Consider the following 13,964-nt stretch of genomic DNA (forward strand, 5'->3'; position numbering starts at 1 on the left):
TTTAAAGAGAACTAATTCTGAATTGGAACTTTCAAAAAGAATAGACATGCTAAAGATTCGAGGCGCGCGACACCACAACCTAAAGAACCTGAATTTGGAGATACCAAAAAACAAGCTTGTCATAATCAGCGGCCTGTCAGGCTCTGGCAAGTCCACGCTGGCGTTTGATACAATTTATGCCGAAGGCCAGAGAAGGTATGTCGAGTCACTTTCTGCGTACGCAAGACAGTTCTTGGAAATGATGGACAAACCAGACGTGGATTCAATAGAGGGATTGTCGCCTGCGATTTCAATTCAGCAAAAGACCACGTCGAAGAACCCGCGTTCGACTGTCGGCACCACTACTGAAATCTATGATTATCTGAGGTTGCTGTACGCCAGAATCGGGATTCCACACTGCACAAAGTGCGGAAGAAAAATTTCAAACCAGTCAATTGAATCGATTTGCGAGTCAATTTTCAAGGATTTTGACGAGAAACAGGTTTTGGTTCTTGCGCCACTGATTCAGAGAAAAAAGGGAACCTATGAGAAATTATTTGAGCAGATGAAAAAAGACGGATACTCGCGTGCGCGCGTAGACGGACAGATAGTTCTACTTGAGGACGAAATCCCAAAGATAGACAGGCAGAAATGGCACAATATCGAAATCGTAGTAGACAGGCTAAAATCATCAAAGGCAGAAAAAAGCAGGCTCTTTGAGGCAATACAGACTGCGCTAAAGGCGGCAAAGGGATACGTCCTCATCGCCTCAGACAAAGACGAGAAAATGTTTTCTCAAAACAACGCCTGCCCATACTGCGGCATAACGATAGGAGAGATAGAGCCGAGATCATTTTCGTTCAACTCGCCATTTGGATCATGCAAGGCATGCAACGGGCTTGGGGTAAAGATGGAGTTTGATGCAGACTTGGTGATCCCAGACATGACAAAGTCAATTCTTGACGGGGCAATCGTCCCATGGAGCGGGAGGTTCTCATCGTTTAGAAGGCAAGAGCTTCGCGCAGTCGGGAAAAAAATTGGATTTGACCTGCTAACGCCTATGAACAAGATGAAGCCAGAGCAGCTCAAAGTAATCCTGTATGGGACAGACCAGATGATTCACTTCCAGTACGAGTCAAAGACTAGCGACTCTTTCTGGCAGCACACCAACTCCTTTGAGGGAGTGCTAAACAACCTGCAGCGCGCATTTATGGAGACGGATTCAGAGTCAAAAAGAGAGTGGCTAAAGCAGTTCATGAGAGACACGCCGTGTAGTGAGTGTAAGGGAAAAAAGCTCAGACCAGAGGCGCTTGCAGTCAAGGTAAACGGCACAGGCATTAGCGAAGTGTGCGATTTGTCAATTGACGAATGCTATGACTTTTTCAAAAACATCAAGCTGACAGAGACTGAGAAATACATTGCAAAAGACATCTTAAAGGAAATCATAGAGAGGTTGGAATTTTTAAAAAACGTAGGGCTAAACTATCTTACACTAAACAGGCAGAGCTCGACTCTGTCTGGAGGGGAATCGCAGCGAATAAGGCTGGCCACGCAAATAGGCTCAAATCTCACAGGCGTGCTGTACGTTCTTGACGAGCCGACAATCGGCCTTCACCAAAGGGACAATGCAAGACTAATCAAAACGCTCGTCAAGCTTCGTGATCTTGGAAACACCATAATCGTAGTAGAGCACGACGAGGAGGTGATCCGAAACGCAGACTGGATAGTAGACCTAGGGCCAGGGGCTGGGATTCACGGAGGAAGCGTAGTCTTTGAGGGAACAGTAGCACAGATTCTTAACAACCACAAGTCGGTAACTGGCGACTACCTCAAAGACAAGAGCCTGATCAGACTTGCAAACAAGATACGCAATCAGAAAGGCAAAATCACAATCAACGGGGCTGCGGAAAACAATCTCAAAAAAATCAAGGTGGAAATTCCGCTTGGATATTTGGTAACAGTAACCGGTGTGTCAGGATCAGGCAAATCCACACTTGTAAATGAGATTTTGCTAAAGGCACTTGCATCTCATTTTTACAAGGCCAACGAAAAGCCCGGAAAGCACGACTCCATAAAGGGAACCGAAAACATTGACAAGGTGATTGCGATAGACCAGTCCCCAATAGGAAGAACCCCGAGATCAAATCCAGCAACATATGTCGGTGTGTTTACCCACATACGAGACTTGTTTGCAAATACAGAGACTGCAAAAGAGCGAGGATATGCGCCAGGACAGTTTTCATTTAACGTTGCAGATGGAAGGTGCTTTGCCTGTGAAGGAGACGGCGTCAAAAAAATAGAGATGCAGTTTCTCTCAGATGTGTATGTACGGTGCGACGAATGCAAGGGAAAGCGCTACAATTCTGAGACACTCTCAGTTTTGTACAAGGGCAAAAACGTATCAGACGTTTTGGATATGACAGTCGAAGAGGCATTGTCATTTTTTGAAAACATCCCTTCGATTAGGCGTATTTTGCAGACAATTTACGACGTCGGGCTTGGCTATATCAAACTGGGGCAATCCTCAACTACGCTTTCAGGAGGAGAGGCCCAAAGAGTAAAGCTTGCATCAGAGCTTGCAAAAAGGGGAACCGGGCAGACCATGTACATTTTGGACGAGCCTACGACTGGGCTTCACTTTGCAGATGTTCAAAAACTCCTCGATGTCCTAAACAGGCTAGTGAACCTTGGAAACACAGTAGTCGTAATAGAGCACAATATGGACGTCATAAAAAACTCGGATTGGATAATTGATTTGGGACCAGAAGGAGGAGACAAGGGCGGACAGATAGTAGCCACTGGAACGCCTGCACAGGTTGCAAGCAACCCGAAAAGCTACACAGGGCAGTACCTAAAGAAGATCCTAGCAAATTGACATTTAATATCAAAAAGACAGCCATCCCATCGCACCCTGGAATCTACCTGATGAAGGATTCCAATGGAAAGATAATCTATATCGGAAAAGCAAAAAATCTAAAAAACAGAGTCCGCTCTTATTTTGTAAAAAACCAAAACTACAAGACGCAGAAACTAGTTGAAAAGATTTCAGATGTGGAGTTCGTATTAACGGACAATGAAAGTGAGGCGTTCTTGCTTGAATCAAATATGATAAAGCAGTACCGCCCAGTGTACAATATCGAGCTCAAAGACCAGCAAAGATACACATACCTTAGACTGACAAACGAAAAATATCCAAGACTTTTAGTGGCACGAAGAACTCGTGCCGGAAAATTCCTTGGAGACGGAAAAATTTTCGGCCCGTTCACACAAGGCAGCTCAAAACTCCTAACAATTGGCTCTCTTCGAAAGGCATTTCAAATTCGCATCTGCAAGAGACTTCCAAAAAAGGCATGCCTTGAGTACCACTTGGGAAACTGTGAGGCCCCGTGCCAATTCAAAGAGGCACAGGAAAGGTATGAAAAACACGTTTCAAACTTGGAATCGGTCCTGAAAGGTCGCGACCCACAGTTGTTTGTTAAAAAACTGGAATCCGAAATGATAGACGCATCAGAACGTCTGCAGTTTGAGCGTGCAAGAGAGATACGAGACACTCTTCAGAGGCTTGGAAGCCTTGGAACTAGGCAAAAAATGGAAAATGTGAGAGACTCTGACGAAGAATATTTCGGGACCAGAACGATGGAACAAAGTGTCCTAGTCATGACATTTAGAAAGACAAACGGTGTGATTCGCGACAGCAACAAATTTTCCTTTGATCTAGTTGGGGACAATTCATTTTCAAATTTTCTGCACCAGTATTATACGACAAATCAGATACCACCTCACATAATAGTGAATGAGATACCAGAAAACGCAAGACTGCTTGAGCAGTTGTTTTCAAAAAAATCCAATCATCAAGTAAAAATCATTTCTCCAGCATCCGGCAAAAGGAAAGAGATGATAGATTTGATTTTAAGAAACATAGATGTGATCCAGTCAAAAGGCTCAGATCCTGCGCTAATTGAGATAAAAGAAAGGCTCAGACTGCATGAGATTCCAAACACCATAGAATGCTTCGACATATCAAACCACGGCACAGATTATGCAGTAGGATCAATGTCAAGATTTGTCAATGGCAGGCCCGACAAGTCAGGATATAGGAAGTTTAGGATTAAGACCATCGCAGGTAGAGACGACTTTGCAATGATCAATGAAATTGTAAAGCGCAGATACCTCAGACTTGACAGCGAAAAAGCACAATTGCCAGATCTTGTTTTGATAGACGGTGGAAAGGGGCAACTAAGTGCTGCGCTATCTGCATTGCAAAGCCTTGGATTGAAAACCCCATGTGCATCACTTGCAAAAGAAAATGAGGAGATATACATCCCATCTCAAAAAGAGCCAATCATAATTTCAAAAACCAGCCAAGCCCTTAAAATACTGCAGTTTGCACGAGACGAAGCACATAGGTTTGGAGTCGCATACAACAGAGCATTGCGTAAAATAAAGCACGAGTAGTCATTAGAAAGTAAATCTGTCCAATCACACCACAGTACAATAAACATTCGTTTACATTTCCGCGGGATAATTTTATCTTCTTTTGACGCCAAGGAATAGATCTGGCAGTGTCAAATGTTTACAAGTCCATTTTTGAAGCAAACCTAGATGGAAGACTCGAGGAGCTGCTAGTCAATTTGCTACGATATGATTCTTCTGCAAACGTTCAAGAGCCAATTAGGAATTTTTTGTACAATTATCAAATAATGTCGGATAATTTTTGGTCCACGTACAAGAATGCAAAAACATACGAAGATGTTTTGGGATGCTATTACCAGTTTTCAAAAAATCAATGCGTAATAATCGAGACACTGCTTGAAAATCTCAAGCTCACACTAGATGACTATAATGTTAAAGAAGACCTGCAAGTGATGCTAAGAAATGGCTTTACGTTTTAGCCATGTCAATCAAAAATAACTTTAACAAGTAAAAACTACAATAATGCAAAAATGGATCATATTCCAGAAGACGTTACAAGAGACATCATTTGCGATCCAGTAGATAACAGACTCACGATCGCAAGGCATTTTCTTGGTAAGGTTACGCCGTCAATACCAAAAGAAAATAGTTTTGAGCATTTTTTGCTCGAGGCAAATATTGATGCATTTTTGTTTTTTTCGTCAAGCGTCATAGATATGATCAAAATTGAGATAAATGATAGGTTCGATTTGTTTGATAAGGAAAACGTCTTTTACATCCACGGAATACGAAAAAAACTAGGCAATGTAGGAGTTCAAAAACAAGTAAAAGATACCATTGCAAAATATTTTTCAGTTCCGACACACCAACAACCAAGTTCAGAAACGAAACCCAGACACGTAAAGACAGATCAAGGACATTTTGATGCGACAGACAGTACGTTGTGGGAATTGCAAACATTACGAAACAAGGTAACTCATGGAAAAATCCTTAACATCACAGATCATAAAATCACCCTTGACTTTACGATCAGAGGTTTCAAAGGGCCGAAAACCCCTCCAAAATATCAGGTCACGGTAGAAAACCCCAAAGAATACTTTGGACAGATATTTGACAATTTAACACGATTTGTAAGGCAAATTCGTCTGCTAAATCCCCAAAAAATACAATCATTTCACCATACAGAACAGTTTGATTTTAAGTTAGAATAGAATATGCAAACAAGAAGGCGCAAAGTATTGTGATGTTGGCAATAGTCACGATTGATCCAACCTTTAAAAATTCAATAACGGGAATGCTTTTTCTTTTTTCTGAGGCCTCCAGTATTATCACATTCGTTGCAACGAGTGTTTTTTAATCTAGTATAAGTCAAACTTGTAATTAGCTTTATTTAGCCTAGAACAATCACAAGCGACATGACAGCCTCAGACAAATTTGGCATTGCTCTAGCGGTAGGAATAACTATCGTATTTGTTGCAATTGCAGGGTCTTTTGCATCTATGGAATCAACTCCAGCACCGATGCCGGTTCCAGTACCAACTCCGGCTCCAGCACCGATGCCGGTTCCAGTACCAACTCCGGCTCCAGCTCCAGTTGAGGAAGCAATAGTGGAAGAAGAGCCAACTCCAGTTGAGGAAGCTCCGATGGAAGAAGAACCATCTGCACCATCAGCAGTTGACGTATCAATTCCAAAAGGATCTTCACTTCCAGGATGTGAAGAGAATGATGAATGTTTCATGCCAAGCATGGTAACAGTTAGTGTAGATGGCACTGTAACATGGACAAATGATGATACAGCGGCACATACAGTAACTAGTGGAACAGCATCAGATGGACCAGACGGCGTATTCGACAGCAGTATTCTCATGGCAGGAAAGACATTTGAGCATACGTTTGACGAAGAAGGAAGTTATGATTACTTCTGCGTTGTTCATCCATGGATGACAGGAAACGTCACAGTAGAGTAGACATTTCTGCATCAAATTCATTATTTTTCTTAATTTTTGAACAACTGAAAAGATCAGATTATTTTAGAAACATCTTGTGCCAGTTGATGTACTAGATTTTCATAGTCGACGCGATTTTTACCAATTTTTTCAAGCTTTAGTTTTTCAACTTCATCTAGGCTGTTGTTCACTTGATCAGAGTTTCCCTGTAGTCGCATTTCAGCCATCATAAACAGTCGGTTATTTTCCTTCCACAGGTGCGCAGATATGTGCTCAATGTATTCGCCGATATCAGATGCAAGCTTGGTAGAGGAGCCAGTCCCAAGGTATTCTTTTGCAGACTCTTCCATCCTGTCTGCGATTTGCCTTGTCATTTGATGTTCCATTAGCATGACGGCAATTGGCCCCATGTTGCGTGGCATTCCTGTCTGTTCCAGTGCTGGGAAAAGAGATTCTTCCTCCTTTCCATGGTGACATACATCGGTAAAGTTCTTGGAAAAATCAATCACAGGTAAAAGTATTGATTCAGGTATGGTTTTTCCATTTTTTAATAATTGCAGCGTTACTTCCATTGATTTTATCACTTTTTCAATTAGGTCGTGATCCTTCCTTAATGACGCAGTAGACACAATATGATTCGAAATTCATATGGAATTTAAATCTAATTTGAACTACAGAAATTCGTCTAGTGAGTTTTCACGCAATGGCTGTGCGTCAAACCCCATTTTTACCAAATCCGCCGCAAATTCTTCGACAAAACCATGTACGGTGTAGATTTTTTCTGCACCTGTCCTTTTTACCAAGTCGATTAATTCATCATAGTCACAATGATCGCTTAGCGGCATTGAATAGTCATTTTTCCGACCATAAGAAAGACCAGATTTTGCCCAGCCACTAAATCCTATTGTAACTGCACCATACTTTGATTTCATGTCTTTAATGAATTGGTTACTTTCAGACATTAGCGGTGCAACCATAACCCATGGTTTTTTCTCAAGCAATCCTTTTGAGGCAGCTTCAGTGTGTCCAAGTCCTGGTTTAATGTCAATTCCTAATTTTCTGTGCAGGTCGTTCATTTCTTTGACTGAATCATGATAATACACGGGATCCCAATGGCCAAAAAGATGGGATAGGGTTTGTGCCTTTCCAAGCTGGTATCCAAGCAGTATGACCGGTTTTCCTTTGTTATACAATTCTGAGATCAACTCGTTTACTTTTTTAATCGTCTCATCTAGCCTTGGGAAGACAAATTCGGGTTTGCCAAAAGTACACTCAGTTATCAAAGTCTTACATTTTGGTATTGTTGCAGCCTTGAGAAAGCCTCGATCCCGGGTGCAGATATCCCCGGTGTAAAACACGTCATCAAAAAGCAGGCTTCTTGCCCCAAGTATGTGTCCGCTATCATACAGTGCAAAATTATCGAGATATTCAACATGGTTTGTTAGTTCTCTGCCTCTAATGTTTGCTATTTCCTTAGTCTCCTTTGTTGCCAAGATTATGCCATTTTTTCCATTAGGCAGATGATCCGAATGTGCATGCGATACAAAATTTATGTTATTTTCGACGGAAGATTTTGGATCCAAGTTTACAATCATCCTGCTATTACGGCAGGCAATTCCATTTTTCGTCATCAAAACCTTGTACAAGACAAGATTGCGCCAATCCTATCTGATTTAAATTTCAGTATTGATCCGATGTTGACAAAACAAATAACAAAAACTGCACAAAAAAAGAAAAACGAGATAGGGAGTGTCCAGTCCTTAACTAGGATTCGAAATGACACCTTTGTGTCAAGACGCAAGAGAATTACGAGCGATACTCGCAACTAGTTAAGAGATTTTTGGACACATCGTTCTCTTACTTTTTCGAATTGTATACTATACACGATTATCATATTTAATGAAGATCACATAAATAATAAAAATTTGTTTAATATAATCACAAATATCAAATAAAACAAAAGAATTACAGGTATTTTTTGTTAAATTGCATACAAATATTCAGTCAATTTTTGTACAAAATGCAAAATCAGATGCTGCAGGTATGCTACAAATACAGATCTTCGGAAAAACATCCGTCTCTTTCCGCACACATTTCCAGCTTTGGCAGAGCAGTCTTTTATATGAAATAGACGAATAGTAGATCAAAAATGGCTCAAATTGAATCAGAAAAACTCACAGAACTACGGGATCCATTATTCGTGATAAGCACGTCATTAAAAATAATAAAACATCAAGCTGCAGATGAAAAGCTGAATCCCGAAATCAAAAGAATAGAGACGGCATTAAACAAGATTGAAAGAATCATGCAGTAACTAGAGTTTTGCCAATAGTTCTGAAATCTTGTTAATATCATATGGCTTTATGAAGATCTCAGTAGGCTTTAGAATACTGAGCTTATCCGCAGTTTCTCTACGCAGATCAGCAGTTACAACGACAACCTTAGCGGCAGGGCTTATTTTTCTAATGTTTTCTAGCGCATAAAATCCGTCATAATCAGGCATCATCAGATCCAAAAATACCACATCAGGGTTATGTTTTCGGTATAGTTCCACCGCCTCTTTCCCATTATGCCCTCTTCCTATAACTTTGACATTCACAATCTCCAAGTAGTCACAAAAAACATCCACGGTGTCAACATCATCATCTATTACTATGGCAGTTATCATTTCAAATGACTTTTGAGAATATGTCGAAGGCACGGAATTGCCTCGTCAGCACATTTGCGGGGAGGCGGGTTTGTTGCCCATATTTTATCAAGTTATTATCATTAGTTTTCAACATATGACACATCATGTTTCCAATTTGATTAAAAGCATCATTCTTGCCCTGATTTTTAGGTATTTGGTAGGCAGGCAATACATCGCATTTTTTTGACTTCGTTTTTGCAGCACGAGCAATTTCCAGGTGTGAATCAGGCCAGTCATGTATTAGAAATTCCTCATTACCAGATACGATGTGAAAGCTCATTACCACTTTTGGAAATGTCAAAATTGTATTAAACTGTTGTGCCCAGTATTGGAAATAATAATATATCATAATAGAGCCCCATAGGCGTGGCAGGTCTTGACAGACTGTTATCAAAACACCTAGATCACATTATTCAAGAAAACCTAGGCGATAAAACAATACAGAAAGTTGAGAATAGACTGGTTGAAAAATACGGCATAACATTAACCGAATCAATAGAGCAATTTCAAAAATTAGACTCCGTCCTGAGGGAATTTTTTGGTGCAGGGGCAGTTGGGCTTGAAAAAAGGTTTCTTGAAAACATATGTAATGTTAAAACCACGAGTGACAACAGTCGGATTTTAATTAACAATTCAATACTAACCAAAATCATTTTAGAGGCATTTGGGGACATAGACAAGAAAAGAATCATGGACATCCTAAGCAGTGATGCGTTAATCATATCTCAAATAATCGAAAAATGTGACATTGCACAAACTTCTGGATACCGAAAGATAAATTCGCTAATAGATGACGGATTGCTTGTTCCATCCGGATATGTTTCTGCAAGTGATGGCAAAAAAGTCACAAAATACAGATCGGTTTTCGATAATGTCAAAATCGAAATTGTAAGAAACGACGTCAAGATAGCAATCAGATTAGCAAAAGAAGAGTTTGAGGCAAGTTCGGTATTATCGGTGTGCACACAGGCATAAGTTTAGCAGAATTTGTGTTTGGCCGGTTGAAGGTCAGAGCACGTTAGTAGTTTTTAAAAAATATCATTACGATAGAAAAACATAGGTCGCAAACAGAACCAATACAGGCACACTATGCAAATAGAAATTGAAAATAATACAAATTAATCGTGTTTTTGTGATGCGCGTATAAGATCAAGTATTTTCAATCAAGGAAGAAATAGAAAGATTAGTTTTGGGCACACACAGTCAAGATTGAACTAGTCTCAAAGTCGGCTTTTGGAAGATAGAGTGAGACATTTATTTTGTTTTTCACAATCTCGATGTTTATGTTGTTAAAAATGGATCTGTATTTTGTGACTTTTTTGCCATCACTTGCAGAAACATATCCGGATGGAACAAGCAATCCGTCATCTATTAGCGAATTTATCTTTCGGTATCCAGAAGTTTGTGCAATGTCACATTTTTCGATTATCTCTGAGATGATCATAGATTCTCCGTTTATGACACCCAAAATCTTCTTTTTGTCATCATCACCAAAGGACTCTAGTATTATTTTGGTCAATGATGAATTTTCAATGTAAACATGTTTTTCTCCTCCCACTAGTTTGATTTCACAAACGTTTCTGAGGAACTTGTTTTCCAAGCCATCTGCGCTTGATCCAAAGAATTCCCTCAGGACGGAGTCTAATTTTTGAAATTGCTCTATTGATTCACTTAATGTTATGCCATATTTTTCAACCAGTCTGTTTTCGATTTTTTGGACAGTTCTAGAACCAAGATTTTCCCTAATTACAGTATCTAACGACTTTGACAGTAGCCTGTCTATGCCTACCATGACTACATAACACCTTTATGGTATATTACTATTTCCAAAAAGACTACACAGGATCTTAACGCAGTCACGATATTTCCAAACTTGGCAACAGGCACACGTATGAATCGGGTAGATCGAACAAAACGCAGCCGGCAAGGCGAATCATGGACCTTTCATGCCATAGTTTTTGGATTTAGGCAGCTAACTTGTACCTAAGACGGTACAGCCCCACAGTCACAATACCAAGGGATGAAACAGTGAATATATCGACAGATTCCAACAGATAGATTGCAGAATATACAACCCCAAAAACAGTAGCTGATGAAAAAATCAGAATAGTTCTAACAGCGCCTATCAGCCTAACGGCCATTACAAAAAATAGAACGCTACCGCCGATTCCAGCAATACCAACAAAAGAAAGTATTGGAAGAGCAGACAGGTCAATTGACAAAGGAGTCTGGAAAACTAGCATCATCGCAAAGCAAAAAAGAGCACCTGACAAAGACATGATTTGTACGACGCGTGTGGTTTTCACATTACCTGCATGTTTTGCGATAAAAGTACACAGGCAGTATATGAATCCAGAAATTACAATCATGATGTCGCCGAAAACAAATTCTGAAAATGAAAACCTGTGTTCGTATATGTCTGAGCCAATTGGAAGAATAATGGCGCCCGCAGCTATGAGTACAAATGGCAAAATCTCTTTTTTTGCAAGGTATTCTTTGAAGAGAATCATTCCTATTAGCACTGTAAAAACTATCTCGCTGTTAGATAGGATCGAGGCATTTGTTGCACTTGTTTCCTTTAGTCCAAAAGAGAAAGCAAGAGTCGAACAGGCAGATGCCACACCGTAAATTACAAGAACAGCGTAAGATGATTTTTTAATTGGTGCCACCGATTTTTGTAATTTTGTAATAGGGGTAAAAAACAGGCCAGTTGCCATATACATAATGAAGACAACCATGAGCGGCTCAATTGGTGCAATTCCGTTAACGTTTGGATCAACTATTGGTTTTGACACAACGTCAGGCAGAGAGGACAGAGCGGCAGAGAGAATGGCAACGACAAACCCAATAGCAGTAGAGGTTTTGATAGTAAGTAGTCTAGAAAAGACAGAACGAGTCTTTGTGAATTGTAACGAAGAGATCAGATTAATTCACCATTTCCATAATTGGAAATAGTTATTCAGAGATTTAAGATGATCATTTTATAATAACATAATACCGCCTAAGGCAGTACGTGTAGATGCAAGATCTCATAAAACAGCCACACAAGACGTTAAGCTCACATTATTAAACAGATTTAATCCAGACATAATTATGAGTTCGGAGTCAAATGCAAGCCCAAGGCTTGGGGGGAAAATTGACTATAAAATATTGGCAGTAATCTTGTGCCTAACTTTAGCATACCATGTTGTAAATAACGCAATTAAGGACATAACGGAAGAATTCAACGCCATCGACATAGCAGAGTTATCTCTACAGTTGGTGGTCATGATATCTGCCTTTATTATTTCAAAACTATATTGGCCTGGCAAAATCTTTGGAAGGGCGTATTTTGCATTAGGGGTAGCATTTGCGATGTGGTTTACTGCAGAAGTCCTGTGGCAAATTTTTGAAAATATTTTATTTATAGAACCATATCCGTCTGTTGCAGATATTTTCTATTTTGCATTTTACCCGTTTGCAATATACCACATGATAACAAATATCAGAGGTTTTGAAGTCAAGATAACCAAAAAAACAAAGGCATGGATGATTGCGATCCCAGTCATCATTGTCAGCGCATATTCGTATTTGGCAATCTCATCTGAGGGAACTAATTTTCATTATTACTATAGCCTGATCTTCGTCTCAATAGCTTCCACGTCAATTTCATTTGCAATTTTGGGCGCCCAATCATTTAGACACAGTGCATTGGCAGTAGTTTGGTCACTTCTCGCAGTAGGGCTATTTTTCCACACGTTTGCAGACATCTGGTATTATTATCTTGAAATATTTGGTCAGTATACAGATACGCACATTGTAAATGCCCTCTGGCAGGCAGGGTGGATGGTCATCGTTTACTCACTATACAGGCATCAAAAGGTCTTGTGAGGGGCGTTTGTGACTTTTATCAGGTTGGAATGCAAGGTCAAGTCAACCAAATTCACATAATTTTCAAAGTGATAAGATTCTGGTAGTTCTGGCACAAAGATTTCATCTCTAGTTTGGATAGAATCAGTCAAAACGTGGCCAGTCTCATCCAAAATACTTCGTAGTTTTTTGTCAAGTGAAAATATTTTTTGATGAGTAATTCCGTCGTAAAAATTCAACTCGCCACAGCCGTTTGCTACAAGTCTCTTGTCTATATCATTAGGTCTTAGTTTAGAGGGATCAGATACGTTTGACGCAGTTACAAATGCCCAGTCTTGTCCAAACAGGGGGGCGTATGCGACATATGGAGTTACAAAGGCAAAGACATCCTGTAATGTTTTTACCACAGAGGCAAATCTTGCAGCATGTCTAAAATCGGCAGAATTTGCAGCAGTTGCAAATATTCCATCAGGCTTTAATTTCTGGCTCACTATCTCAAAAAATTCTTTCCTATACAGGGGAGCGGCAATGTCTTCGTGATGGGGCATCGTCGTATCTAAAAATATGCAGTCATAACTTGAATCAGTCCTTGAGAGAAACTGCCTTGCGTCTTCATGGTATAACTTTGTACGGGAATCTGAAAATGACTCGGCAGCATAATTGTAGAATTTTTTACAGGTGTCCACCACCTCCTTGTCTATGTCCACAATGTCGACCCTGTCAACAGTATTGTGACGCAGGACCTCACGCAATGTCAGGCCAGTACCACCTCCGCCGATAAAAATGGTTTTTGGTTTTGAGTTAGATACCATGGAAGGATGAACTAGGCATTCGTTGAAAACGTGCTCATCTATCTCTGAAGACTGGGGGTCACCATCCAAAAACAAGACAGTGCCAAAGTCCCGAGTTTTAACAATTTCCAGTAATTGGTATTTCGTCTTTTTTGAAAGAACGAACTCATCTATTTTATGAAAGATTTTTTCCCCATCCCCAACATCAACGTATTTCCACATTTGAAAATGAGTGTAAAAACATAATTATTAAAGTTCTCCATTTGTCTTAAATTGTTAATTTTACCTGAAAAAACC

16 protein-coding genes are annotated in these 13,964 nt (G+C 40.0%); 9 read left to right on the forward strand and 7 right to left on the reverse strand.

The features are described 5' to 3' along the window. Positions 1 to 46: 46 nt before the first annotated feature. From uvrA to NKMY2_RS10330, 5 genes are all read left to right on the forward strand, one after another. On the forward strand, positions 47 to 2,854 hold the full coding sequence (uvrA, locus tag NKMY2_RS08300) for an excinuclease ABC subunit UvrA (RefSeq protein ID WP_042687367.1): 2,808 nt from the start codon (positions 47 to 49) through the stop codon (positions 2,852 to 2,854). Next, positions 2,851 to 4,434, forward strand: coding sequence for an excinuclease ABC subunit UvrC (gene uvrC / locus NKMY2_RS08305; protein WP_042686984.1), 1,584 nt, complete (start codon positions 2,851 to 2,853; stop codon positions 4,432 to 4,434). Before uvrA ends, uvrC begins: the two co-directional genes overlap by 4 nt. Positions 4,435 to 4,541: 107 nt before the next feature. Continuing rightward, positions 4,542 to 4,871: a hypothetical protein gene (locus NKMY2_RS08310; protein ID WP_042686986.1), complete on the forward strand. Its 330-nt coding sequence runs from the start codon at positions 4,542 to 4,544 to the stop codon at positions 4,869 to 4,871. A 51-nt stretch (positions 4,872 to 4,922) separates the two neighbouring features. Continuing rightward, complete coding sequence (locus NKMY2_RS08315; protein ID WP_042686988.1) at positions 4,923 to 5,603, forward strand: hypothetical protein; 681 nt, start codon at positions 4,923 to 4,925, stop codon at positions 5,601 to 5,603. 204 nt (positions 5,604 to 5,807) lie between these two features. After that, positions 5,808 to 6,359: a cupredoxin domain-containing protein gene (locus tag NKMY2_RS10330; RefSeq protein ID WP_052347666.1), complete on the forward strand. Its 552-nt coding sequence runs from the start codon at positions 5,808 to 5,810 to the stop codon at positions 6,357 to 6,359. 53 nt (positions 6,360 to 6,412) lie between these two features. On the opposite strand, the gene NKMY2_RS08325 is transcribed toward NKMY2_RS10330, so the two are convergent. Both NKMY2_RS08325 and NKMY2_RS08330 read right to left on the reverse strand, forming a co-directional pair. After that, a complete protein-coding gene (locus tag NKMY2_RS08325; protein ID WP_042686991.1) occupies positions 6,413 to 6,967 on the reverse strand; it encodes a hemerythrin domain-containing protein in 555 nt (184 codons plus the stop codon). 42 nt (positions 6,968 to 7,009) lie between these two features. Next, positions 7,010 to 7,969: an MBL fold metallo-hydrolase RNA specificity domain-containing protein gene (locus tag NKMY2_RS08330; RefSeq protein WP_042687372.1), complete on the reverse strand. Its 960-nt coding sequence runs from the start codon at positions 7,967 to 7,969 to the stop codon at positions 7,010 to 7,012. Positions 7,970 to 8,487: 518 nt separating this feature from the next. Here NKMY2_RS08330 and NKMY2_RS10795 point away from each other — a divergent pair. After that, positions 8,488 to 8,652 (forward strand): hypothetical protein, encoded by a 165-nt coding sequence (locus NKMY2_RS10795; RefSeq protein WP_157832504.1) that lies wholly within the window; start codon positions 8,488 to 8,490, stop codon positions 8,650 to 8,652. Here the strand turns inward: NKMY2_RS10795 and NKMY2_RS08335 are convergent, their stop codons facing one another. Both NKMY2_RS08335 and NKMY2_RS10915 read right to left on the reverse strand, forming a co-directional pair. Further along, a complete protein-coding gene (locus NKMY2_RS08335) occupies positions 8,653 to 9,039 on the reverse strand; it encodes a response regulator transcription factor (RefSeq protein ID WP_238549814.1) in 387 nt (128 codons plus the stop codon). It lies immediately after the preceding gene. Continuing rightward, complete coding sequence (locus NKMY2_RS10915; protein ID WP_042686995.1) at positions 9,008 to 9,307, reverse strand: hypothetical protein; 300 nt, start codon at positions 9,305 to 9,307, stop codon at positions 9,008 to 9,010. Before NKMY2_RS10915 ends, NKMY2_RS08335 begins: the two co-directional genes overlap by 32 nt. Before the next feature lie 86 nt (positions 9,308 to 9,393). Between NKMY2_RS10915 and NKMY2_RS08345 the strand changes: the two genes are divergently transcribed. Continuing rightward, a complete protein-coding gene (locus tag NKMY2_RS08345; protein ID WP_042686997.1) occupies positions 9,394 to 10,002 on the forward strand; it encodes a hypothetical protein in 609 nt (202 codons plus the stop codon). Between the two features lie 208 nt (positions 10,003 to 10,210). On the opposite strand, the gene NKMY2_RS08350 is transcribed toward NKMY2_RS08345, so the two are convergent. Next, positions 10,211 to 10,819: a hypothetical protein gene (locus NKMY2_RS08350; protein ID WP_042686999.1), complete on the reverse strand. Its 609-nt coding sequence runs from the start codon at positions 10,817 to 10,819 to the stop codon at positions 10,211 to 10,213. Between the two features lie 172 nt (positions 10,820 to 10,991). Beyond that, positions 10,992 to 11,822 (reverse strand): DMT family transporter, encoded by an 831-nt coding sequence (locus NKMY2_RS08355; RefSeq protein ID WP_042687002.1) that lies wholly within the window; start codon positions 11,820 to 11,822, stop codon positions 10,992 to 10,994. Here NKMY2_RS08355 and NKMY2_RS10800 point away from each other — a divergent pair. Both NKMY2_RS10800 and NKMY2_RS08360 read left to right on the forward strand, forming a co-directional pair. Continuing rightward, positions 11,752 to 11,982 carry a hypothetical protein gene (locus NKMY2_RS10800; protein ID WP_157832506.1) on the forward strand — a complete coding sequence of 77 codons (231 nt, stop codon included), beginning with the start codon at positions 11,752 to 11,754 and terminating at the stop codon, positions 11,980 to 11,982. The two genes, NKMY2_RS08355 and NKMY2_RS10800, sit on opposite strands and share 71 nt — an antisense overlap. 138 nt (positions 11,983 to 12,120) lie before the next feature. Continuing rightward, on the forward strand, positions 12,121 to 12,897 hold the full coding sequence (locus NKMY2_RS08360; RefSeq protein ID WP_042687005.1) for a hypothetical protein: 777 nt from the start codon (positions 12,121 to 12,123) through the stop codon (positions 12,895 to 12,897). On the opposite strand, the gene NKMY2_RS08365 is transcribed toward NKMY2_RS08360, so the two are convergent. Further along, positions 12,882 to 13,889 carry a fused MFS/spermidine synthase gene (locus tag NKMY2_RS08365; protein ID WP_052347668.1) on the reverse strand — a complete coding sequence of 336 codons (1,008 nt, stop codon included), beginning with the start codon at positions 13,887 to 13,889 and terminating at the stop codon, positions 12,882 to 12,884. The genes NKMY2_RS08360 and NKMY2_RS08365 overlap by 16 nt on opposite strands. Positions 13,890 to 13,964 lie beyond the last annotated feature (75 nt).

This window comes from Candidatus Nitrosotenuis chungbukensis, from assembly GCF_000685395.1.
Taxonomy (GTDB): domain Archaea; phylum Thermoproteota; class Nitrososphaeria; order Nitrososphaerales; family Nitrosopumilaceae; genus Nitrosotenuis; species Nitrosotenuis chungbukensis.